Below are 22,585 nucleotides of genomic sequence, written 5' to 3' on the forward strand. Positions count from 1 at the left end.
GACTTGGAGGCGACGATGGCCGAGAAACTCACTGAGGAGCTCTTGGGCGAGCTGCTTGAGGCGCCGAGCCTCGACGAGTTCGTCGAGGGCAACGGGCTCGGTCACCGCAGCCTTTGCGATTACCTCAACGGTCTGCTCGCCGAGAAGCGCCTCAAGCGCTCCGAGGTCGTGCGCATGGCCAACCTCAACGAGACGTTTGGCTACCAGATCTTTACCGGGGCGCGCAACCCGAGCCGCAATAAGGTCCTGCAGATTGCCTTTGCCATGGCGCTCAGCCTGCGCGAATGCGACCGCGCGCTCGAGGCGGCCGGCGTGAGCGGCCTCTACAGCAAGGACCGGCGCGACGCGATCATCATCTTTTGTCTGGACCGCGGCTGCTCGCTGCAGAAGGTGAACGAGGAGCTCTACCGCTTCGGCGAAGAGACGCTTTGCTAGCGGCCACGCGCAGCCGCCGCTCGCCTGAGCTGTCCGCTACCATAAGGGGCATGGACGCCCAGACCACAGATTCGATCCACGACGAGCTGGCAGCTCGGCTCGAGGCGCCCGAGGCCGCGAAGGCCCCGGGCGCTTATCGGGTGGAAGAGGTCCTCAAGGTCTCTGCTGCCGAGACGACGCAGCTCGTCTACCTGCGAGTTTCCGGCGGCGGCGAGCTCGGGCCCTACGTTCGCAAGCTTATACAGAAGGACTCCGGCCTCGGCGGCGTCTACCGGATCCTGTATGATGCCCAGAGCGCCGGCAAACGTTTCCGTCAGCTCCCGCGCGTCGTGAGCATCGCCGAGAAGGACGGCATGGCCGAGGTCCTTATGGAGCACGTGGCCGGCGCGAGCCTGCGCGAGGTTGTCGAGTCGGCCCGCGCCGCCGACCGATGGGCGCTCGCGGGACTTCTCATGCCCGCCGTATGCGGCGCGGTTATCGAGCTCCATGAGGGCTTTGACGTGCCCGTTATTCACCGCGATATCACCCCGGGCAACGTCATCTGCCCCGAGGCCGAGCCCGCGACGCCGGTGCTTATCGACCTCGGCATCGCGCGGGAGTGGCAGGTCGACGCGACCGCCGACACGACGCACTTCGGCACGCGCGCCTACGCCCCGCCCGAGCAGTTCGGCTTCGGCCAGACCGATGTGAGAAGCGACGTGTACGCCCTCGGCATGTTGGCCTTCTTTTGCCTCGTCGCGCGCGACCCGGAGCCCGAGGACCGCGCCCGCGAGTTCAACCGATCGCAGGTCAACGCCGTGTGGCGCAAGGTTATCGCCAAGGCGTGCGCGCTGGACCCCGAGGAGCGCTACCAGTCGGTGCGCGAGCTGCGCGACGCCCTGCTCGAGGCGGCGCGAGCGACTGCCGATAAGGCCGCGCGCAACGAGGCCGACGATGATGCGGCGGAGCCCGAACCCGACGCCCCGCTCGCCAAGAAGACCGCCCGTCTCATTACCCCGCGCAACGTCATCGTGCTTCCCATCTGGGCCTTGTTCACCGTTATGTGCGTCACGCTGCCTTTCTCGCCCGACACGAACATGGAAGATCATCCCGTGTTCAACATCGTGGGGTACCTGCTGTGGATGCCGGGGCTTTTTACGCTCATCGCCTATGTGCTCATGAACAAACGCTGGCTCGAGGAGAACGTCGCGTTCTTCCGCGACCACACGAAGGGGGAGGCCATAGCGCTGCTGGGCCTCGCGTTCTCGCTTCTTACCGTCGTTTGGTTCGTCCTTGCGGGCCTCGGCCGGTAACCGCCCCGCTGCGGAAAGGGGACAGTCCCCAAACCGCTGCGGAAAGGGGACACACCTTTTGCGGACAAAGGGACTGTCCCTTCTGTCCGCAAAAGGTGTGTCCGCAAAAGGCAGGCTACGCGGGCATGGCCATGATGGCGTCCAGCTCGGCGTCGAGCTCAGCGAGGTGCTTCACGCGGGCGCGGCGCACAAGATGGCCGCGGGCAAAGACGCGGCTCACGTCGCGCAGGGCCGAGAGGTCGTCGAGCGGGTTCTTCTCGCAGACGATAAGGTCGGCGTCGTAGCCGGCCGCCACGGCGCCGCAGACGTCGCCGAGCCCGAGCAGGCGGGCGTTTACCTGCGTGGCCGTGTGCAGGGCAAACGCGTTGCTCGCCCCGACGTACTTGGCAAAGTAGGCGAGCTCGCGCCACATGTCGTACTGGGTCACGTACGGGCACGACGAGTCGGTGCCGAGGCCCACGGGGATGCCGGCGGCCAGGGCCTGCTTGGCGCTTCTGACGATGCCGTCGCACACGATGTCGCCGTTGATCTTTTGCACCTCGGTGGAGCGGGTCTTCTCGGGCGGAAGCTTGCAGAAAGGCAGCGCAGGCGAGATCGTGCAGGTCACAGACGGTGCGCGGCCGGGGAGCTGAGTGCGCGCGGAGCCGCGGTAGAGCTCGAGGATCTGGTCGTCCATGGCCGCGCCGTGCTCCACGGTGTCCACGCCGGCCGCAAGCGCGAGGCGGACGCCCTCGGTGGACTCGACGTGCGCCATGACGGGCAGGTTCAGGCGGTGAGCCTCGGCGCAGGCGGCGCTCGCCATCTCGAGCGACATCTTCACGACGCCCGGCTCGCCTGCGACCGTGGCGTCGAACACGCCTCCGGTGATAAACAATTTGATGACGTCGACGTTGCGGGCAAAGAGGTCGCGCACCATGGCGGCGGCCTCCGCAGGCGAGTTCGCCACCTGGGCGAAGAGCCCCGCGCCGTGCCCGCTCGGCACCGTGATGCCCGTGCCCGCGGCGACGATGCGCGGGCCCTCCATGCGGCCGGACTCCACGGCGTCGCGCGCCATGAGGTCGCCGTAGAGCGGGTCGCCGGCGTCGCGGATGGTGGTCACGCCACTCGCGAGCTGCTGCTGAGCGCTGCCGCTGAGGATCTTCTTTATCACGAGGTGGCCGACCGGGTTGTCAAGCTTGCCCATGATGCTGCCGGCGTTGCCGCTGGAGATGGGTTTCCCGGAGCCGCAGAGGTGGACGTGCATGTTGATGAGGCCGGGCATGAGGTAGGCGCCCGCGAGGTCGATGGTGCTGGTGCCGGCCGGCACGTGCGCGCAGGTGGAAGGACCGACCCACGAGATTTTCTGCCCGTCGGTGATGACGGCCATGTTCGCCTGCGGCTCCATGCCCTCGCTGCCGTCCAGCAGCGTGGCGTTTATCAGCGCGTAGGACTCCTGCTTGTGGTGAGCCACATCCTCTCCTTTGTAGAGATCCGTCGCCGTTCTGCTCCGAGGCGGCCGTCAATCGTCTTGTGGGGGCTGCTCCGAGGCGTTCGTTCAGTCGCCGGCCTCCGGCGTCCGCGGGCCGTGCTTGTTTACTTGCTTTCGAGGTCGAGCTGCATGAGGCGGGCGATGCTCACGATGTAGATCTTGAGCGCGCGCTTGAGGTCGGCCTCCGAGATGCCCTCGTCGGCGCCGTGCTCCATGCCGACCCAGGCGGGCTCGTCGGGGTTGTTCTCGTGCGGGCCGAAGGCGCAGGCGCGCTTGAACTTGCGCGCGTAGGTGCCGCCGCCGATGCAGAAGGCCTCGGCCTTCTTGCCGGTGTACTCGCTGTAGGTGGTCAGCAGGGTCGAGATCTCGGGGCACTCGGGGTCGATGTAGAAGGGGACCTTGTCCTCGAGCTTGGTGTAGGCGCAGCCATGGGCGGCCGCGAGCTCGCCCATGCGCGCGGCGATGGCGTCGCCCGTGGTGCTCGTGGGGTAGCGCGAGTCGATGGTCTGCACAAAGTGGCCGTCGACGGTGCGCACGGTGCCGGCGATGCAGGTGAGAGGCCCGAACTTGTCGTCGCACGAGGCGATGCCGGTGTGGGTGCCGTCGGTGTCCTCGGTGAGCTCGCGCTGCAGCTCGACGAAGGCGCGGCTGGCGTCGTCCACGAGACCGGCGTCCAGGAGGTAGCGGGCAAGAAGGCCAATGGCGTTCGCGGTGCCGGCGGGCATCGAGGCGTGGCCGCCGATGCCGTGGGCGCTGATGCGCGCGAGGCCCTCGCCTGCAGGCTCGACCTCGATGTTCTCGGCTGCCGGGAGCGCTGCGGCGTCGGCACGCACGAGGGCGGTCGCGAGGCCGGGAATGGCGTTGGCCACGGTGCCGCCGTCGAGCTCGACGATTCTGCCGTCGGCCGCGGCCTCGGCGGTGCGGAACTGGCCTTGGGTGATGCCCTTCTCGCCGCAGATCAGCGGGAAGTCGGCGTCGGGAGAGAAGCAGAACGCCGGCTCGCCGCAGCGCTCGAGGTAGACGGGCACGTCGCCCATGGAGGTCTCCTCGTTGTTGCCGATGATGCAGCGCAGGGTGTAGGGGAGCTTCTCGCCCGTGGCCTCGACCCGGCGCGCGAAGAAGTGCGCGGCGTAAAGCGACAGGATGAAGGGTCCCTTGTCGTCCAGCACGCCGCGGCCGATGAGGTAGCCGTCCTTGCGCGTGACGTCGAGCGCGGGGAAGTTCCAGCCGAGGCCGAGCGGCACGATGTCGGTGTGGGCGATGGTGGCGATGCAGGCGTCTGAGGCGCCGGCGAGGTCGGCGTAGCCGATGTAGCCGTCGAGGTCGGTGACGGCAAGGCCCAGGCGCTCGGCGATTCTTTCGGCGGCAACAAGCGCCACGTTTGCGGCCGGGCCCCAGGGCTTGCCGGGCTCGGCGTGCGCGCGGTCCTCGACGGACTCGATCTTTACCAGGGTGCGGATGTCCTCTACGGCGTCCTCCCAGATCTCGTCGACGTAGGCGTCGACGTCGCGCTTGAGCTGCTGTTCGTCCATGTTTCCTCCTCGTAGGCGATGTGTTTTGACGGGTCACATCTTACCGCGCGGGGGAGCGGCACGTTATGCTGCCGCGCCGCCATTGCGCCGACTGCGCGCGATTGTCGGCGGGTGAGAGAATTTTTTTCAAAAAGAGCTTGCATCGGCGCGCAGGCTTCGATATATTACTCCTTGCGCAAAACGCGCACCCCAAGCTTCGGGCGTTTAGCTCAGGGGGAGAGCGCTTCCCTGACACGGAAGAGGTCACAAGTTCAAATCTTGTAACGCCCACCATACATTCAACGGCCCGTCGGTTCGCCGGCGGGTCGTTTTTTAGACCGGTACCGCAACGCTCTGAACACACCTTAACCGTAGCAAAGGGCAACGCAATGTACACCGTATTTCTCGCCGGGGGAATCGCCTCGGGAAAATCGACCGTCGGCCGCGCGCTCGAGCGGCGCGGCGCGTGGCGGATCGACCTCGACCGGCTTTCGCGCGCGGTGCTCGAGCCGGGCAGCCCGTGTGTGGCCGAGGTGGCCGACGCGTTCGGCGAGGACCTCGTCGACGCGGCGTCGGGCGCGCTGATGCGCGGGCTTCTTGCCAAGAGGGCCTTCGCGGACGCCGAGTCCGCGGCCCGCCTCGAGGCGATTGAGCTGCCATACATCCGCGAGCTGCTCGTCCATGCGCTCGAGGGCGGACCGTGCGGGCAGACCTCGCCCGCCGTCTGCGTCGTTGAGGTGCCGCTGCTCGACCGCATGGAGTCGATGCTCGACTTCGCCGACGAGGTCTTGGTGGTCGATTGCCCGCTTGAGCTGCGGCGCGTTCGCGCGATTGGGCGGGGGATGGAAGCTGTGGACTTCGACCGCCGCGTCGCGAACCAGCCAAGCGACGGGTACCTGCGCGAGCATGCGACGACGATTCTGGACAACACGGGCGGCCCGTCAGACTTGGCTGCGCGAATCGATGCTTGGTGGGTGGCCCGCGAGGCCAACGGATGGGAGGCGAACGATGGCGAGTAAGAAGGACCCGACGCGCTTCTTACGCTGGTTTCGCGTGCTGCCCATGCTCGTGCTGGTGATCGCGTTGGCCGCGTCGGCCACGCTCGCGGCGTCACCGACGACGCTGGTTGCGCAGGTCTTCTATCCGGTCAAGTACGCCGAGCAGATCGAGGAGTCGTCCGCGCGCCACGGCGTCGACCCGCTGCTCGTGGCCGCGGTGGCCAAGTGCGAGTCCAACTGGAATGAGGCGGCGGAGTCGGGCGCGGGCGCTGTGGGCCTCATGCAGGTCATGCCGACGACGGCCGCGGAGCTTGCCGAGCGCGGGCTCGTGGACGGGGCGGCCTATGATGCGGGCGATCTGACCGACGGTGCGGTAAACATCGAGTATGGCTGCGCCTACCTAGGCATTCTGCAGAACGAGCTGAGCTCGGAAGACGAGGTTATCTGCGCGTACAACGCCGGCCTCGGCGCGGTGCAGAAGTGGCTCGAGGAGGGCGGCTCGGTGCCCGAGAATGTGGGCTATTCCGAGACGAAGTACTACTTCGAGCGCGTGAAGGCCGCTTACGAGGGCTACCAGAAGAGCTATCCCAATGGCCTGACCCTACGGGCGGGCACCGAGTAGGAGTTGGCGGCCGCGGGGGGGCCGGGCTCTGCGCTCGCGTCGCCTGAGGAGCCAGGGATTTGACGGTTGTGGCTACGGGACTTCGTACCTTGCCCTCTTCTTTGCGTTTGTGGCTATCGGTCGTGGTCACAAACGTAAAGAAGAGGGCTATTTGCTGCCAAGAGTAGCCACAGCCGTCAATTGGCGGGCTCGCCGAGCTGCCGCAAGGCCACAACCGCAAAAAAGAGGGCGCAGGGTAGGGCTCCGGTGGGCGTGTCGCGGGCCACGAGCCCCAAAACTGCGCCGTCCAGCAACGCCCGCCCGCCGCGAGCCCCGAAACCGCGCCGTCCAGTAACGTGGGATTGCTGGATGGCGCCGATTCGGGGCGCGAAGGGGCGGCCGGTTGCTGGGTGGCGCCGATTCGGGGCGCGGAAGGGGAGCTGGTTGCTGGACGGCGCGAATTCGGGGCGCGCCCGACGCCGCGAGGCGCTAGTTGCCGGGGTGCACGGGGACGAGCGAGCCGTAGACGTCCATGAGGACGTCGTCTTGCTCGGCTTCGAGCAGCACGCCGACGAGCGGGCGCGCTGCCCCGAGCAGCCCGGCATCCGCGCAGGCCACGGCCGCGTCGCGGGCCATCGTGCGGATCCGCTCGACGTCGCCCAGCGGCAGCCCAGCGTCCAGAATCGCCCGGTGCGCCTCTTCGTTGGTCATGCGATGCAGGCCGTCGCCCGCGCGGAGCACGTCGCGCAGCTCCTTGACCGCCCGCTCGCGCACGCTCGAGTGCAGCTCGGCGGCGCGCTGGTAGCAGGCCACGCTTAGCTGCCCGCGGCCGAGCTTCCACTCCATAAATGCCAGCCGATAAACGCAGACGGCCAGGTCGTGCAGGCAGCTTGCGAAGCCGATGGCCTCCTTGAGCGCGGCCTCGGCCTCGTAGATGCGCGAGAGCTCCTCGAGCACGCGGACGCGCGTGAGGGTCGCGTCGGGTGTGACGGGCGCCACGCGCACGAGCTCGTTGGCGTGGGCGAGCGCCTCTTCGTGGCGGCCCAAGGCGGTGAGAATCACGGTGGCCTGGGTGTGCGCGGCATAGTACTCGTCGGGAACGAGCCGCAGCTCACGGCCGTGATCGTCGACGGTCTGGTTGTACACGATGCGCTCGGGCACCGAGTTGAAGAAGCGAAAGACGTTTCGCGTGTCGTCCTCGTAGCGGGCGGTCTGCTGCGCCGGCTCGAGCGCCTCGTCGAGGCGGCGCAGGGCGCAGACGAGCTCCTCTTCCGTGTGCCCGGGCCGCGCGTTCAGCTGGCAGGCCACGTCGGTAACGGCGCGCGTGAGCTCGCCTCCCTCAACAAAGAGAAGCGCCATCGACTGGCGGTCGAACACGTCCACATCGCCCGAGACGAGCGCCCGGCTCACGCGCTCGCAGGCGTCCGCGACCGTGAGGTCGGTCGCGCGGCGGCGCCTCGCCTCGAAGGCGGCGACGGCGCGGCGCGTGCTGTATCCCAGCCAGCCCGTCGCCTCGTTCCATGCCTTGATGCGCACGGACTTCTCGTTAATGGCCAGGTCATCGTAGGTGTTCGCTTTGGTCGCTTTGGCAAGTGAGTCGCTTACGGGCTTGTTGGTCAGCTCAAATCCGCTCCAGCGCGAGAGGGGTGCTACGCCCTCATCCCATACGGCCATGAAGGGGTCGACAGGGCAGAGTTGGCCGTCGGCGCTGGCAAACCAACGGATGCCGAGGCCTCGCGGGAGCTCGCCTGTGGGCGCGTCCGCGACCTCCGCAGCCAGGCGCTCGAGGCCGCCGGCGGTGAGGTCCACGCTGATCACGGGCGTGCGGGTGCCGTGCTCGTGGCCGTTGACCACCACGCGCTCGATGCGGCCGCTCGCGCCGAACGCGCCGCGGCCGAGGGCGAGGCACAGGCGCATCGCATAGCTGCGAGCGTGCGCCGCGCGGGCGGACGCGTCGCCCGAGACGCACGCGAACACGTCCGGCCGCGGGACCTCGATATCGGCCACGGCGATGCCGTCTGCCACGTTGACCTGCAGTTCCATGTCGACGCGCAGGGGCGTGGGCAGGCTTTGGGCGAACTCGGCGAGCGAGAGGCGCGCGGCCCACTCGCCGCCCTCCTCGGCGCCTTGCGCAAAGAAACTCGTCGCCTCGTCGGGGATGCCGAGTGGCTCCATGCGGAGCACGGCACGCAGGAGCGCCTCGGCGCGCTCGCCGAAGCCGGCGTCGTCGCCCAGGCAATCGACCCCGTAACGGATGTCGTCCGCCAGGTTGAGGGCGAGCTCCGTGGCCACCATCTGGTCGTAGGCCTCGTCGCTTATGCCGTCGTCCGCCCAAAGCCGCCACTGGCCGCTGCGGCGCAGGCGCTTGGCTTCGGCGCGAGGGGCGTTTTTCCAGCTCAGAAGGCCTGTGCGCTCGACGGCCTCGTGCAGCTCGGTGGGTGCGTCGCCGTGGCGCACGAGGTCGGCGAGGCTCGCGATCACGTCGTTGCTGCGCAGGATGAGGACGTCGGTCTCGTCCCAGGGGCTCGGGGCAGCCTCGTGGGCGGGCGTGGCCTCGGGCTCGGCCGTCGCGGCCTCGGGTGCAGCCGCAACCTCGTGGGCGGGCGCGGCCTCGGCTTTGCCGAGAGTGCCCGCGCCGTCGGTATCGGCTTTGCCGACGGCGCCCACGGCCTGCGCCTCGCTGCTCACGCCCGCCGCGCCGTCGTCCTGCGCCGCACTGCCTTCGCCGGCCTGTGCCCGCCGCCCCGCGCGTGCCAGGAGCGCGCGGATTGCGTCAAGAGCCATATGCCTGCGTTTATCTGCCAAAACAACCTCACAATGCGAACCAGATGCCCTTATTCTATCCAAGCCGCAGCCGCACGGGCCCGGCTGTTCGAATTGCTGGTACAGTTGCACGAGTTCAGGGGACGAGAGGGGCGCGGCATGGCAGACGAGCGGTTCGGCGGCGAACTCAAGCGCTTCGGGCGCAAGGGCGGGGGCGAGGCCCTCCGCGTCTCTTCCCCCTACGAGCCGGCGGGCGACCAGCCCCAGGCCATCGCCAAGCTCGCCCAAGGCGTCGAGGACGGCCTGCGCTATCAGACGCTCATGGGCGTCACTGGCTCCGGCAAGACCTTCACCATGGCGAAGACCATCGAGGCCTTGAACCGCCCGACCCTCATCATGGAGCCGAACAAGACCCTGGCCGCGCAGGTCGCCTCCGAGATGCGCGAGTTCTTCCCCAACAACGCCGTCGTCTACTTCGTCTCTTACTACGACTATTACCAGCCCGAGGCCTACGTCCCGCAGACGGACACCTACATCGAGAAGGACTCCTCTATCAACGAGGAGGTCGAGAAGCTCCGCCACCAGGCAACCTCGAGCCTGCTCTCGCGCCGCGACGTCATCGTGGTCGCGTCGGTCTCCTGCATCTACGGCATCGGCAGCCCGCAGGACTACGCGGGCCTCGCGCCAAACGTGAGCAAGGACGAGCCGCTTGAGCGCGACGACCTCATAAAGGCCCTTATCGACATCCAGTACGACCGCAACGACTACGACCTCGGCCGCGGCACGTTCCGCGTCCGGGGCGACACCGTGGACGTCTTTCCGCCCTACGCCGAGAACCCGCTTCGCGTGAGCTTCTTTGGCGACGAGGTGGAGCTGATCGCCGAGGTGGACAACGTGACGGGCGAGGTCGTGCGCGAGTTCGACGCGATCCCCATCTGGCCGGCGTCGCACTACGTCACGGAGCGGCCCAAGGTCGGGCGCGCCCTCAGGACCATATCCGAGGAGCTCGAGGGTCGTGTGGCCGAGCTCAAGGCCGCCGACAAGCTGCTCGAGGCCCAGCGCCTCTCTCAGCGCACGGCCTACGACCTCGAGATGCTCGAGACCATGGGCTTCTGCAACGGCATCGAGAACTACTCGCGCCACCTGGACGGTCGCAAGCCGGGCGAGCCGCCCTACACGCTCATCGACTACTTCCCGTCCGACATGCTGTGCATCATCGACGAGAGCCACGTGACGGTGCCGCAGATCCGCGGCATGCACGAAGGCGACCGCTCGCGCAAGATCACGCTGGTAGAGCACGGTTTTCGCTTGCCGTCGGCGCTGGACAACCGCCCTTTGCGCTTCGACGAGTTCGAGGGCCGCGTGCCGCAGTTCATCTACGTGAGCGCGACCCCCGGCGACTACGAGGAGGCCGCCTCGCAGCAGCGCGTGGAGCAGATCATCCGCCCGACGGGGTTGCTCGATCCCGAGGTGGAGGTGCGGCCCATCGAGGGGCAGATCGACGACCTTATCGACGAGATCAAGACCCGCGTGGCCAAGAAGGAACGCGTGCTGGTCACGACCCTCACCAAGCGGATGGCCGAGGATTTGACAGACCACCTGCTCGACGAGGGCGTGCGCGTGAACTACATGCACTCCGACACGGCGACGCTCGACCGCGTGGAGATCATCCGCGACCTGCGCGAGGGCCGCATCGACGTGCTCGTGGGCATCAACCTTTTGCGCGAGGGCTTAGACATCCCCGAGGTGAGCCTCGTGGCCATCCTCGACGCCGATAAAGAGGGGTTCCTTCGCAACCGCCGCTCGCTCATCCAGACCATGGGCCGCGCGGCAAGAAACGCAAAAGGCCAGGTCATCATGTATGCCGACGTGATCACCGACTCCATGCGCGTGGCCATCGACGAGACGGCGCGCCGCCGCGAGCTGCAGCAGGCCTACAACGCCGAGCACGGCATCGTGCCCAAGACGGTGCACAAGGCCATCAACGACATCAGCGCGTTTATCGCCGAGGCCGACGACAACGTGGGCAAGCGCAAGCGCAGCCGCGGCGACGAGCTGGGGCACGGCGCGTTCTACACGGCGTCGGGGGAGGGGGCCGATGAGCAGGGCGCGCCCGAGGATCGCCACGTGCTCGACCTGGGCGAGCTTACGCGCGCGGAGCTCGAGGAGCTGGCGGCGGGGCTCCAGACCGAGATGACACGTGCCTCCGAGGAGATGGACTTCGAGCGCGCCGCCGCGGCCCGCGACCAGCTCGTCGAGGTGAAGACGCGTCTGGAGGGCACGAGCGCGGACGACGTCATGGCCCGCCTCAAGGCCGGCGCACGCAAGGGCAGTGCCCACGCCACCCGCCGCCGCTGGAAGCCCAAGGGCTAGCGCCCCTGCAAAAAGGGGACAGTCCCCAAACCGCTGCGGAAAGGGGACAGTCCCCAAACCGCTGCAGTTTTGGGACAGGCCTTGCCTTGGGCCTAGCGCTGGTCCGGCGCGGCGGGCACGCGCTCCATGAGCTGCAGCGGGTTTGGGCAGTACAGAGCGACGGCGAGTGCGACCACGGTGTCGAAGCTTGCTTTGTTGATGTCTTTCTGCCGCTGCTCGTACCGCTGGATGCTCCGCAGCGGGACGCCTGAGCGCTCCGAGAGATTCTTTTGGGTAAGACCGACCATGCGCCTGCGCCGCTTGAGCTCCGTTTCTGGCCGGGCTTCTCGATGAAGGGCGTCCATCTTGGCGCCGAACGCGGTGATGTCCATCTCGTGGTAGGGCGAATAGAGGCCGACGACGCGCTCGATAGGCACGACGCCGTCGATTTCCGCGAAGGTCGCAGTGGTCTTCCATTGATACCAGGCGAGCGCCCAGCCGGCCCAGTACTCGGCGCCGCGGCCGGTTCGTTCGGACGGGTCGGGGAGTGCGGCCGCCCCGCTCGTCTCCAGGCCCGCCTCCGCCGCGATTCGCCGCGCGAGTTCGATGCCTGACATGCCGGCGGTTACCCTGAAGTCTCCGCGCTCGAGCATACCCGCATACCGTGAAGCAAGAAACGCCTGGTAGAACGTATTGAGTTCCATTCCGCAGTCGCACGTCGCGTAGTCGAGCGCCCGTCCGAGCGCCTGCCTGGCCCCCGCGAGGTACACCTCATCGTAGGCGGGGGTCATCGAGCCTCATCTCCTCGTCGATGATCTGCGCGATGAACAGGTCGCCGCGCTGCCTGCGGTGCCGCTCCGCGTCGAGGTAGGCGTGGCGCGCCTGTGCATCGCGGGCGCGCCTCGATGCCGCCCATTCATCGCTGCGCGCGGCAACGGCCTCCACGAACTCGAGCCGCTCGAACGCGCGGCGGCTCTTCACGACGAACTGCAGCCCGAGCTCGTCGAGGCGCATGGCGTTTCCGAGCTGGCGATACGAGATGCCACCGCTGATGAAGTCCTGCGCGAAGGCAAAGTAGCTGTCGTCGGCGCGGTACCCGACGATGACGTCGCGGTCGCGGTAGTCGGGAAGAAAGTTCGCGAGCAGGAAGTCCTTTTCTTCTCGCGCAAGGACGGACGCGGTGTCGAAGGTCCGGTTCTCGAGCAGGACGGCGAGCCATTGCAGGTCGCAGCAGGTGCCCCCGGCGCTGAGGTCGAGCACGTCGAGCCCGTCCATTTGGATGTCGTAGGCGTTCGCGAACCCGCCCCGCTCGTCGTCGACGGCCAATTCCAGCGCGAGATCCAGGCTCTCGGTGCAATAAAACCCCAAGCCGTAGTCGTTTGACGGGTTGCCCGCGCCGAACACGGGCTGCTCGATGCGCGCGGCCGATCCGCGATAGATGCGCTTGACCAAGGCTACCTCCTTCCTGCTCGATAAGTACTCCCACATGGGCATATCATCGGACAACGTAAACTCGTCGCCGGCGCAATGCCCGGCTCGTCGCCCTTCGTGCGCGAATGATGCTCGAATACAGGTGCTCCAACATGCGGCTAACGCTAAGATATTGAACCGTTCTTACCAAAGCCCAGTACCCCGAGGTATTTCCATGAGCAGCTCTCGCGTGACCATGAAAGACATCGCCGCCAAGGTCGGCGTCTCGGTGAATACCGTACACAAGGCGATTTCCAACAAACCCGGCGTGTCCGACGCCGTTCGCGCGCAAATCATGCAGTGTGCCGAGGAGATGGGGTATCGCCGCAACGAGAGCGCCTCGATCCTGCGCCGCCGCGACCTGCGCGTCGTCGTGTGCCTGCCGTCCTCAGAGCAGGAGGGCAGCTTCTACTTCGCCTACCTTTGGCGTGGCATCGAGCGCTATGCCGCCGAGACCCGTGACCACGGTATGGTCTTCGAGCTGCGCCCCTTCGAGATTGGCAGCTACCAAAAAGTCCTTTCGCAGGTGCTCGCCGAGTGTGAGGAGGGGCGGGTTCCCGACGGTGTGATCGCCTATGCGCCTGTCGAGGACGGTACCTGTGAGCTCGTGACGAGCATCGCCGAGGCGGGCGCCTCGCTCGTGTTGGTCGACGGCGACCGCCCGCATACGGGCCGGCTTGGCGCGACCGTCGCGGCCTATGCGGAGGCCGGCAACCTTATGGCCGAGCAGGCCGTGAACCTCCTGCCTGGCGTACGCGGCGCAAAGAAGGTCCTGCTGCTCGCGGGCGACCCCCACACCGACTCGCACGCCGACGTGGCCCGCGCCTTCCACGCTTATTTTGACGAGCGGGGGCTCGATTACGCGGTCTACGACCTGCACGGCGCCCATGCCCAGGTCGATGAGCTGCGCACCCAACTCCACTCGCTTCTTGCGGCCGACGACGTGCCGGGTCTCGTTTGCAGCGTTTTTGCCGTGGGTTCCGAGGTCACGGCCGACACGCTGATGGAGCTCGGCTTGGCGGGCAAGGTCTCCGTCATCGCGAGCGACCTCTTTCCCGAGAACGCAGAGGCCATGCGCCGCGGCGTCTTTACGAACATCGTGTACAAGGACCCGGTAGGCATCGCCTACCGAGGCGCGCAGATGCTCGGGAACTGCCTGCTCAAGGGCGAGGCGCCTGCCCAGAGCGTCCAGCGCGGCTCGGTCGAGCTCGTCTTCCGCAGCAACCTCGACCAATACTGTCGTCTGGCCGGCGTCGAGGCCTAGTTTCTCGCCCTTTTGGGCGGCCGTTCGGGCTGTTGTCCGGAACGTCATAAAGAACCCTGCAGCTGGGGTCACTTTCGAGGCTAAAAGTGACCCCAGCTGCAGGGTTTTCCGGTTCGGCCCCGCGACACCTCCCATAACCAGAAGCGCAGTTCTCTTTCGTGTAGCGATTGTGGCGGCGTCTCCCCCCAACGGCATGGTTTTGCCGCTGAGTGAACGTTTATCCAACTTACGGGTGAACGTTCACCCATTAATTGCTACCATACGGCCGAACACCAAAACCGTTGCGCCCGCCGGGCGCGGGGAGGAACGAGCGATGAAGAACTTCATGGACGACAAGGATTTCCTGCTGAGCACCGCCGCCGGCGAGAAGCTCTTCCACGACTACGCGCAGGACATGCCCATCGTCGACTACCACTGCCACATCTCCCCGCAGGAGATCTGGGAGAACAAGTCCTTCAAGTCCATCACTGAGGTCTGGCTCGGTGGTGACCATTACAAGTGGCGCCTCATGCGCGCCAATGGCGTGGACGAGCGCTATATCACCGGGGATGCCGACGACCGCGAGAAGTTCCAGAAGTGGGCCGAGACCCTCGGCCGCTGCGTGGGAAACCCCGTCTTTGAGTGGAGCCATCTCGAGCTCAAGCGCTTCTTTGGCTACGAGGGCGTCCTCAACGGCAAGACCGCCCAGGAGGTCTGGGACCTCGCCAACGCCAAGCTCGCCACGCCCGAGTTCAGCTGCCGCGAGCTCATCCGCCGCTCCAACGTCCGCATGATCTGCACCACCGACGACCCCGCCGATTCCTTCGAGTGGCATCAGAAGATCGCCGCCGACGACACCTTCGACGTCAAGGTCGTGCCGGCTATGCGCCCGGACGCCGCCCTTCGCATCGAGCGCGGCCAGGAGTTCGCCGACTACATGAAGAAGCTCTCCGGCGTGGCTGAGCTGCCCGTCACCAACTACGCCGAGCTCAAGGCTGCCATCGCCAAGCGCTACGACTTCGTGGCCACCCTTGGCTGCGTCGCCTCCGACCACGCGCTCGACTATGTCATGTACGCCCCTGCCACCGAGGCCGAGGTCGAGGCCATCTTCCAGAAGGGCCTGGCCGCCGAGCCCCTGACCGAGCACGAGGTCCTGCAGTATAAGACCGCCTTCATGCAGTTCCTCGCCAGCGAGTACGTGCGACTCGGCTGGGCCATGCAGCTCCACTTCGGCTGCAAGCGCGATAACAACAAGCCCATGTTCGCCAAGCTCGGCCCCGACACCGGCTATGACTGCATCTCCAACTACACCCCGGCCGACCAGCTCGCCGACTTCCTCGGTTCCATCCAGGAGAAGTCCGGCCTGCCCAAGACCATCCTCTACAGCCTGAACCCCTCCGACAACTGGATGATCGACACCGTCATGGCTTGCTTCCAGGAGGCCCCCGTCGCCGGCAAGATGCAGAACGGCTCCGCTTGGTGGTTCAACGACAACGAGACCGGCATGCGCGACCAGATGACCGCGCTGGCCAATGAGGGCGTCCTCGGCAACTTCGTGGGCATGCTCACCGACTCCCGCAGCTTCCTTTCTTACCCGCGTCACGAGTACTTCCGCCGCGTCCTCTGCGGCCTTTTGGGCGAGTGGGTCGAGGCCGGCAAGTACCCCGCCGACTTCGAGCTGTTGGGCGAGATTGTCAAGGACATCAGCTACAACAACGCCGTCCGTTACTTCAATATGCCGCTTGAGCAGGCCTAATTCCGCCGTAAGCCACGAATTCGACCCCGACTTTCCAACACAGAGGAGATAACCACATGGATACCCTGAGCCGCGCCACGCTCGAGAAGATCGGCTACACCGGATACGTTCTTCCCGCTGACGCCCCCGAGAAGGTCCTACAGTTTGGCGAGGGCAACTTCCTCCGCGCCTTCGTCGACCGCTACTTCGACATCGCCAACGAGCTCACCGGCTGGAACGGCCGCATCGTTATGGTGCAGCCCATCAGCGGCAACTACGGCTTCGCCGACGGCATCAACGCCCAGGACGATCTCTACACCGTGCTCGTCCGCGGCAAGCAGGACGGGGAGACCGTCGATGAGACCCGTCTCATCAGCTCCTGCTCCCGCTGCGTGAACCCCTACCGTGCCGAGGACTACGCCGAGATCATGAAGCTCGCCGTTTCCGACGACCTCGAGATCATTGTTTCCAACACGACCGAGGCCGGCATTGCCTACGACGATACCTGCAAGGCCGATGATGAGCCGCCCGCGAGCTTCCCCGCCAAGCTCGCCCAGGTGCTGCACGCGCGCTATGCCGCGGGCAAGCCGGGCGTCATCGTCCTTTCTTGCGAGCTCATCGACCATAACGGCGCTGAGCTTCTGCGCATTGTGAAGAAACATATCGAGGACTGGGGCTGGGAGAGCGACTTTGACGCTTGGCTAGACAACGAGTGCACCTTCTGCACCACCCTCGTCGACACCATCGTCCCCGGCCGCATCCGCGACGCCGCCGAGGCCGCCCGCGTGGCCGAGCGCCTGGGCTACGACGACCCGTTCCTGGCCGTCCGCGAGCCCTTCCAGATGTGGGGCATCCAGGGTGACGAGTCCCTGGCCGAGAAGCTCCCGTTCGTCAAGGCGGGCCTGCCCGGCGTCTTCGTGACCCCCGACGTGACCCCGTACAAGAAGCGCAAGGTCCGTATCCTCAACGGCGCCCACACCTGCTTCGTCCCCGGCGCCTGGCTCGGCGGCTTCGACATCGTGCGCGACTGCATGCACGACGAGGTTGTGAGCGGTTTCATGAACAAGATGCTCTATAGCGAGGTCATCCCGACGCTCGCCGCCGACCTGGACGTCGAGGACTGCAAGCAGTTCGCCTCCGCCGTGCAGAACCGCTTCGACAACCCCTTCATCGACCACCAGCTGCTCTCCATCTGCCTCAACTCTACGGCCAAGTGGCGCGCCCGCGACCTGCCGACCCTCAAAGACTACGTGGCCGCCGAGGGCAAGCTTCCGCGCTGCCTCGCCACGAGCCTGGCCACCCTCATTGCCTTCTACACCACGGGCATGAGCGGCCGCGAGGCCGACGGCCTGCACCTTCGCCGCCCCGACGGCGCCGCCTACGTGGCCCAGGACGACGCCTTCGTGCTCGACTACTACGCCGAGCACGAAGGCGATGCCGACGCCGACCTCGTGCACGGCGTCCTTACCAACGAGCAGATGTGGGGCGAGGACCTGACCGCCATCGCTGGCCTCGAGGACTTCGTCGCGAGTCAGCTCGCCGTTGCCCGCACCCAGGGCGCCAAGGCCGCCTACGCCGCCGCGCTCGTCGAATAATCGGCTGTTTATCTGCGCTTTATTGGGAGAGGGAAGATGAACACCATCCAGATTAACCCCGTCGACAACGTGATCGTCGCGCTGGCGCCGCTGCCCGCCGGCACCTCCGTGGACGTTCCCTGTGTCGGCTCCGTGATCGCCGCCGAGGACATCCCGCAGGGTCACAAGATGGCCGTCCGCGCCATCGCGGAAGGGGAGGACGTCATCAAGTACGGCCTGCCCATCGGCCACGTGACCTGCGACGTGGCCGCCGGCTCGTGGCTGCACACCCACAACGTGAAGACGAACCTCTCGGGCGAGGTCGAGTACAGCTACCACCCGACGCACCCTGAGCTCGAGGCCGTGGAGCCCGAGTGCTTCGACGGCTTCCGTCGCGCCGACGGCTCCGTGGCCACCCGCAATGAGCTGTGGATCATCCCCACGGTCGGCTGCGTGAATGAGGTCGCCCACGCCATGTGCGAGGGCGCCCAGGACCTCGTGGACGGCACGCTCGAGGGCGTCTATTACTTCCCGCACCCCTTCGGCTGCTCCCAGACGGGCGCCGACCACGCGCAGACGCGCCGCCTGCTCGTGGCGCTTTCCCGTCACCCGAACGCCGCGGGCGTGCTCTTCCTCAGCCTCGGCTGCGAGAATTGCACCCACCAGCAGGTTCTCGACGAGCTGGGGGAGTACGACCACGAGCGCGTGCGCTTCCTCACCTGCCAAGACGTGGCCGACGAGCAGGTCGAGGGCCACAAGATTCTCGCTGAGCTCGCCGATCTTGCCAAGAAGGCCTCCCGCGAGCCTATCCCCGCGAGCGAGCTCGTCATCGGCCTCAAGTGCGGCGGCTCCGACGGTCTCTCCGGCATCACCGCCAACCCGACCATCGGCCGCGTGAGCGACATGGTCGTGGCCCGCGGCGGTACCTCTGTGCTCACCGAGGTGCCCGAGATGTTTGGCGCCGAGTCGATCCTGCTTGACCGCTGCGTCGACGAGGACGTGTTTAACGCCGCCTCCGACATGCTCAACGGCTTCAAGGACTACTTCATCAGCCACGGCGAGGTCGTCTACGAGAACCCGAGCCCCGGCAACAAAGACGGCGGCATCACCACCCTCGAGGACAAGAGCTGCGGCTGCGTCCAGAAGGGCGGCTCGGCGGCCATCGTCGATGTGCTGCCCTACGCCGGCCGCGTGAAGAAGCACGGCCTCAACATGCTCTGTGGCCCCGGCAACGATATGGTCTCTACCACGGCGCTCACCGCCGCCGGCTGCCATGTGATTCTCTTCTCGACCGGCCGTGGCACGCCTTTCGGCGCGCCGGCCCCCACGCTCAAGGTCTTTACCAACCAGCGCCTGTGCGATCACAAGGCCAACTGGATGGACTTCAACGCCGGCGTAGCGGCGACGGGTGAGGCCACCATCGACGAGGCGGCGCGCGGCCTTTGGGACCTCGTGCTGCAGACCGCGAGTGGCAAGCTGACGAGTGCCGAGCGCCGCGGCTGCCACGAGATCAGCATCTGGAAGGACGGCGTCTGCCTCTAAGGCGCCGCGCGGATCGCTGAGTTTTGTTCTTAAGAGGGCCTGTTCGCGCATGTAAAAGGCATAATGTGCCTTCGAATGCGCTGCAGGCCCTCCGTATGCGAAAAAGTTTCGCTACTGGTGTGGGTTAACGTTCGCCGCATATCACCTACCGTTCACAGAGAAATGTGAAGTGAACGTTCACCTTCAGCTTCGAAACGTGGATACTAAGGTTAACGTTCACCCCGTAAACAATTGCAATGCCGAACAAGGAAAGGAAGGCCCCAATGTTCAACAAACTCGGCAAAAAGAGAAAGATTACGTTCTGGACCCGTCTGGGATTCGGTATGGGCGGCATGCTCAACTCCGGCGCCCTGACCTTCACGCACAGCTACATGGTCATGTTCCTGTCCACGGAGTGCGGCCTTTCGGGCGCTGAGGCAGCTGCCGTCGCCGCAGCCGCCGTGTACCTGAACGCGTTCCTCGCCCCGGTCCTGGGCTTCATCGCCGACAACTTCTACTCCACTGCGGTGGGTCGTAAGTTCGGTCGCCGTCGTTTCTGGCTGCTCATCGCCATTCCGATGATGATCGCCGAGCCCTTGATCTTCACGGTCACGCCGTTCGGTTTCCCGTACTACCTGTTCCTGTACATCGTGTACAACATCGCGTACACCTTCGCTTCTTCCAACCTCGCGCCGCTCACCATCGAGATGACCGACGACTACGAGGAGCGCACCTACCTTACCGGCTTCAAGCACATCTTCGGTAACGTCTCCGGCTTCGCCATGGCCGCTCTCGTCGGCTTCGGCTTCGGTCTCTTCGGCGAGACCGGCCCCCAGCCCTACTTCATCATCGCTTCCATCAACGCTTCCATCATGGTCGTTTCCCTCATCATCGTCTACTGCTCCACTTGGGAGCGTGGCCCCGAGGAGGTCGCTCAGGAGAAGATCGAGGGCGTTGGCCAGGCCGTCAAGAAACTCGTCGTCGACGTTCTCTCCACCTTCCGTAACCGTTCCTTCCGCAAGGTTCTTGCTCCCTACGCGTTCATGAAGCTCGCCGCTGCCTGCTGGTCCGCGTGCCTCTCGTTCTTCATCGTCTACTCCCTCGGCATCGCCAAGTCCTATGAGGCTGTCATGGAGATGCCCGGTAAGATCATCGCTATCGTCTGCACCGTCGTCTGGGTTGCCTGGATGGCCAAGAAGGGCTTCCACCAGCCTTGGTACGTCTCTACCCTCGGCGCCGCCGCCTGCATCATTGCCTACAACGTCTTCGCTGCCGGCCACATCATGGGCATCTCTGACGCTGCCGTGGGCATGATCGCCTACCCGATCATCTTCGGCATCTGGAAGTTCTTCTACGTCGGCTTCCAGTACCTGCTCGACGTCCCCCTGAACTACATGCCCGATATCGACGAGCTCATCACGCTCCGTCGTCGCGAGGGCATCTACTCCGCCGCTCAGAAGTTCGTCGACCAGATCGTCTCCGCTTTTGCTACCTCTGCCTGGGCCTTCGTCCTCGGTGTCTGCGGCTTCATCAAGTCCTCCGGTAACTCCGCCGACATCGTGCAGCCCATCTCTGTGCCCGTCTCCATCTGCGCCTTCATGCTGATCGGCTGCGCCGGCTGCTTCATCGTCGCCTGCATCCTTGGCAAGACCATCCACATCGAGAAGGAGCAGTGCGACATGCTCTGCGCCGAGGTCAAGCGCGTCAAGGAGGGTGGCCTCATGTCCGACGTCGAGCCCGAGGTCAAGGAGCTTTGCGAGGAGCTCTCCGGCTTCAAGTACGAGGAGTGCTTCGGCCACAACAACGTTGGCTACCAGGAGGATTCCATCCAGGCCGCTGCCTAACACGAGTCTCGCCTAAACCAACTGGCCGCGTCGCTTGCCTGCGGCGCGGCCTTTTTTATCAAGGCCGACGATAGGATTCGGCCAACCATCCAAATAAAGGAGAAGGACATGGAAACAAGCGTTATCTGGCGTTGCGCCCGCGCGGCCGTGATCGAGCTTGACGACGGCGGGTACTTTACTACCGAGGACACCTGGCAGGTCTTCGTCAACGACGAGGCCGCCGGTGAGACGAACCGCGTCGAGACCTACGTCGACGGCCTCAAGCCCGGCTGCCGCAACGTCGTGCGCTTTGTCTGCGGCGAGCGCGAGCTCACCGTGGGCGTGGCTACGCCCTCTGAGTCCTTCACCATCGACGTCCGCGACTGCGGCGCCAAGGGCGACGGGGAGCACGACGACACCATCAACATCCAGGCTGCCATTATGGCCTGCCCCGAGCGTGGTCGCGTGCTCGTGCCCGCCGGCAACTACCGCATCAAGTCCCTCTTCCTCAAGAGCGGCATCAACATCGAGCTCGCCGAGGGCGCCCAGCTGCTCGCCCGCCACGACCGCGCGGCGCTCGCGTACCTGCCGCAGACCCTTCACGGCAACAAGGGCGAGGGCTACAACGGCAGCGGCCTCGCGCCGATGGGCCGCTGGGAGGGCGAAGGCTTCTCGACCTACTGCTCCACCTTCACCGGTATGGGCGTCCATGACGTGAACATCTACGGCCGCGGCGCCATCGACGGCCAGACCGACTTTGCCGAGGACAACTGGTGGAACAAGGATTTCAAGAACATCTATCGCCCGGAGGAGGGCCGCGAGATCGCACGTCCGCGCATGATTTTCCTGTCTGAGTGCGAGAACATAGGCCTTGCCGGCTTCACCGTGCGCAACAGCCCCGCTTGGAACATCCACCCGATCCTCTCCGAGCACATCGACGCCCTTTGCCTCTCCATCGAGGGCCCGAAGAACTCGCACAACACCGACGGATTCGACCCCGAGAGCTGCGGCTTCGTGCGCGTGCTCGGCTGCCACTTCTCCGTGGGCGACGACTGCATCGCCATCAAGAGCGGCAAGCTTGGCATCGAGCCTGAGCTGCGCCCGGCTATGCACGACATGTTGGTCGCTCACTGCTATATGCACGACGGCCACGGCGCCGTCGTCTTGGGCTCCGAGGCCGCGGGCGGCATCAAGGACCTCTCCGTGAGCAAGTGCCTCTTCGAGCGCACCGACCGTGGCCTTCGCGTGAAGACCCGCCGTGGCCGCGGCAAGGACGCCGTCAACGAGGGCATCACCTTCGAGCACATCCGCATGGACGAGGTCCTCACCCCGTTCGTCGTGAACTCCTTCTACTTTTGCGACAAGGACGGCAAGACCGACTACGTCCAGAATCGCGAGGCGCTGCCCGTTGACGAGCGCACCCCGGGCTTCGGCGTGACGACCTTCCGCGACATCGAGGCCACGAACTGCCACGCGGCGGCCGCCTACATCACCGGCCTGCCCGAGAGCAAGGTCACGCGCCTGCAGTTTGAGGACGTGCACGTCACCTTCTCGCCCGATGCCGAGCCGGCCGTACCCGCCATGGCTTGCGGCGTTGACGCGATGGTCCGCCAGGGCATCATCGCCCAGAACGTCAAGGTGCTCGACCTGCACAACGTGGTGGTCGAGGGCCAGGATGGCGACGAGATGCAGCTCGAGAACGTCGACGAGGTCGTCCGCTCGTAGCACAAGACGGCAACCGCGCTGGTTTAAGGGCGGCATGGCGAGAGGAAATCGCGCCATGCCGCCCTTTTTGCAAG

The 22,585-nt window shown here is 65.9% G+C and carries 16 protein-coding genes and 1 tRNA gene; 12 read left to right on the forward strand and 5 right to left on the reverse strand.

Translation table 11 applies throughout. The features are described from left to right. Nucleotides 1-15 precede the first annotated feature (15 nt). Together U5709_RS10380 and U5709_RS10385 are read left to right on the forward strand one after the other, a co-directional pair. Nucleotides 16-435 (forward strand): XRE family transcriptional regulator, encoded by a 420-nt coding sequence (locus tag U5709_RS10380; RefSeq protein WP_321973344.1) that lies wholly within the window; start codon nt 16-18, stop codon nt 433-435. A gap of 50 nt (nt 436-485) precedes the next feature. Beyond that, nucleotides 486-1,727, forward strand: a complete 1,242-nt coding sequence (locus U5709_RS10385; protein WP_321971876.1) for a serine/threonine protein kinase — start codon at nt 486-488, stop codon at nt 1,725-1,727. A gap of 115 nt (nt 1,728-1,842) precedes the next feature. Here the strand turns inward: U5709_RS10385 and U5709_RS10390 are convergent, their stop codons facing one another. Both U5709_RS10390 and U5709_RS10395 read right to left on the reverse strand, forming a co-directional pair. Next, on the reverse strand, nt 1,843-3,177 hold the full coding sequence (locus U5709_RS10390) for an amidohydrolase family protein (RefSeq protein WP_321973345.1): 1,335 nt from the start codon (nt 3,175-3,177) through the stop codon (nt 1,843-1,845). A 122-nt stretch (nt 3,178-3,299) separates the two neighbouring features. Beyond that, nucleotides 3,300-4,727 carry a Sapep family Mn(2+)-dependent dipeptidase gene (locus U5709_RS10395; protein WP_321973346.1) on the reverse strand — a complete coding sequence of 476 codons (1,428 nt, stop codon included), beginning with the start codon at nt 4,725-4,727 and terminating at the stop codon, nt 3,300-3,302. Nucleotides 4,728-4,925: 198 nt separating this feature from the next. Between U5709_RS10395 and U5709_RS10400 the strand changes: the two genes are divergently transcribed. From U5709_RS10400 to U5709_RS10410, 3 genes are all read left to right on the forward strand, one after another. Further along, nucleotides 4,926-5,000 (forward strand) — tRNA-Val (locus U5709_RS10400). 95 nt (nt 5,001-5,095) lie between these two features. After that, nucleotides 5,096-5,725 (forward strand): dephospho-CoA kinase, encoded by a 630-nt coding sequence (coaE, locus tag U5709_RS10405; RefSeq protein WP_321973347.1) that lies wholly within the window; start codon nt 5,096-5,098, stop codon nt 5,723-5,725. Further along, complete coding sequence (locus U5709_RS10410) at nt 5,715-6,326, forward strand: lytic transglycosylase domain-containing protein (RefSeq protein WP_321973348.1); 612 nt, start codon at nt 5,715-5,717, stop codon at nt 6,324-6,326. The genes coaE and U5709_RS10410 overlap by 11 nt, the downstream gene beginning before the upstream one ends. A gap of 468 nt (nt 6,327-6,794) precedes the next feature. Here the strand turns inward: U5709_RS10410 and U5709_RS10415 are convergent, their stop codons facing one another. Further along, the gene (locus tag U5709_RS10415) at nt 6,795-9,089 is read right to left on the reverse strand and encodes a tetratricopeptide repeat protein (protein ID WP_321973349.1); all 2,295 of its coding nucleotides are present in this window, start codon (nt 9,087-9,089) and stop codon (nt 6,795-6,797) included. A gap of 138 nt (nt 9,090-9,227) precedes the next feature. On the opposite strand from U5709_RS10415, the gene uvrB reads away from it, so the two are divergent. Beyond that, nucleotides 9,228-11,441: an excinuclease ABC subunit UvrB gene (gene uvrB / locus U5709_RS10420; protein ID WP_321970558.1), complete on the forward strand. Its 2,214-nt coding sequence runs from the start codon at nt 9,228-9,230 to the stop codon at nt 11,439-11,441. Nucleotides 11,442-11,533: 92 nt separating this feature from the next. On the opposite strand, the gene U5709_RS10425 is transcribed toward uvrB, so the two are convergent. Together U5709_RS10425 and U5709_RS10430 are read right to left on the reverse strand one after the other, a co-directional pair. Then, on the reverse strand, nt 11,534-12,211 hold the full coding sequence (locus U5709_RS10425) for a helix-turn-helix transcriptional regulator (RefSeq protein ID WP_321973350.1): 678 nt from the start codon (nt 12,209-12,211) through the stop codon (nt 11,534-11,536). Then, entirely contained in the window at nt 12,192-12,872 is a 681-nt protein-coding gene (locus U5709_RS10430) for a DUF3990 domain-containing protein (protein WP_321973351.1), read from the reverse strand. Before U5709_RS10430 ends, U5709_RS10425 begins: the two co-directional genes overlap by 20 nt. Nucleotides 12,873-13,065: 193 nt before the next feature. Between U5709_RS10430 and U5709_RS10435 the strand changes: the two genes are divergently transcribed. The 6 genes from U5709_RS10435 (at nt 13,066) to U5709_RS10460 (ending at nt 22,511) form a co-directional block, all read left to right on the forward strand. Further along, nucleotides 13,066-14,154 carry a LacI family DNA-binding transcriptional regulator gene (locus U5709_RS10435; protein ID WP_321970555.1) on the forward strand — a complete coding sequence of 363 codons (1,089 nt, stop codon included), beginning with the start codon at nt 13,066-13,068 and terminating at the stop codon, nt 14,152-14,154. 313 nt (nt 14,155-14,467) lie between these two features. Continuing rightward, complete coding sequence (uxaC, locus tag U5709_RS10440; RefSeq protein WP_321970554.1) at nt 14,468-15,889, forward strand: glucuronate isomerase; 1,422 nt, start codon at nt 14,468-14,470, stop codon at nt 15,887-15,889. 56 nt (nt 15,890-15,945) lie between these two features. Next, nucleotides 15,946-17,463 (forward strand): tagaturonate reductase, encoded by a 1,518-nt coding sequence (locus tag U5709_RS10445; protein ID WP_321970553.1) that lies wholly within the window; start codon nt 15,946-15,948, stop codon nt 17,461-17,463. A 36-nt stretch (nt 17,464-17,499) separates the two neighbouring features. Next, on the forward strand, nt 17,500-18,984 hold the full coding sequence (locus U5709_RS10450; protein WP_321970552.1) for an altronate dehydratase family protein: 1,485 nt from the start codon (nt 17,500-17,502) through the stop codon (nt 18,982-18,984). A gap of 263 nt (nt 18,985-19,247) precedes the next feature. After that, nucleotides 19,248-20,807, forward strand: a complete 1,560-nt coding sequence (locus U5709_RS10455; protein ID WP_321970551.1) for an MFS transporter — start codon at nt 19,248-19,250, stop codon at nt 20,805-20,807. Between the two features lie 108 nt (nt 20,808-20,915). Beyond that, nucleotides 20,916-22,511, forward strand: coding sequence for a glycoside hydrolase family 28 protein (locus U5709_RS10460; RefSeq protein ID WP_321970550.1), 1,596 nt, complete (start codon nt 20,916-20,918; stop codon nt 22,509-22,511). Nucleotides 22,512-22,585: the final 74 nt, after the last annotated feature.

The sequence above is a fragment of the Paratractidigestivibacter sp. genome, assembly GCF_963660155.1.
Lineage (GTDB): Bacteria > Actinomycetota > Coriobacteriia > Coriobacteriales > Atopobiaceae > Paratractidigestivibacter.

Bases quoted from the DNA above. Each gene is read 5' to 3' on its own strand.
- U5709_RS10380 (WP_321973344.1), top strand. From the start codon at position 16: ATGGCCGAGAAACTCACTGAGGAGCTCTTGGGCGAGCTGCTTGAGGCG.
- U5709_RS10385 (WP_321971876.1), top strand. From the start codon at position 486: ATGGACGCCCAGACCACAGATTCGATCCACGACGAGCTGGCAGCTCGG.
- U5709_RS10395 (WP_321973346.1), bottom strand. From the start codon at position 4,727: ATGGACGAACAGCAGCTCAAGCGCGACGTCGACGCCTACGTCGACGAG.
- coaE (WP_321973347.1), top strand. From the start codon at position 5,096: ATGTACACCGTATTTCTCGCCGGGGGAATCGCCTCGGGAAAATCGACC.
- U5709_RS10410 (WP_321973348.1), top strand. From the start codon at position 5,715: ATGGCGAGTAAGAAGGACCCGACGCGCTTCTTACGCTGGTTTCGCGTG.
- U5709_RS10415 (WP_321973349.1), bottom strand. From the start codon at position 9,089: ATGGCTCTTGACGCAATCCGCGCGCTCCTGGCACGCGCGGGGCGGCGG.
- uvrB (WP_321970558.1), top strand. From the start codon at position 9,228: ATGGCAGACGAGCGGTTCGGCGGCGAACTCAAGCGCTTCGGGCGCAAG.
- U5709_RS10425 (WP_321973350.1), bottom strand. From the start codon at position 12,211: ATGACCCCCGCCTACGATGAGGTGTACCTCGCGGGGGCCAGGCAGGCG.
- U5709_RS10435 (WP_321970555.1), top strand. From the start codon at position 13,066: ATGAGCAGCTCTCGCGTGACCATGAAAGACATCGCCGCCAAGGTCGGC.
- uxaC (WP_321970554.1), top strand. From the start codon at position 14,468: ATGAAGAACTTCATGGACGACAAGGATTTCCTGCTGAGCACCGCCGCC.
- U5709_RS10445 (WP_321970553.1), top strand. From the start codon at position 15,946: ATGGATACCCTGAGCCGCGCCACGCTCGAGAAGATCGGCTACACCGGA.
- U5709_RS10450 (WP_321970552.1), top strand. From the start codon at position 17,500: ATGAACACCATCCAGATTAACCCCGTCGACAACGTGATCGTCGCGCTG.
- U5709_RS10455 (WP_321970551.1), top strand. From the start codon at position 19,248: ATGTTCAACAAACTCGGCAAAAAGAGAAAGATTACGTTCTGGACCCGT.
- U5709_RS10460 (WP_321970550.1), top strand. From the start codon at position 20,916: ATGGAAACAAGCGTTATCTGGCGTTGCGCCCGCGCGGCCGTGATCGAG.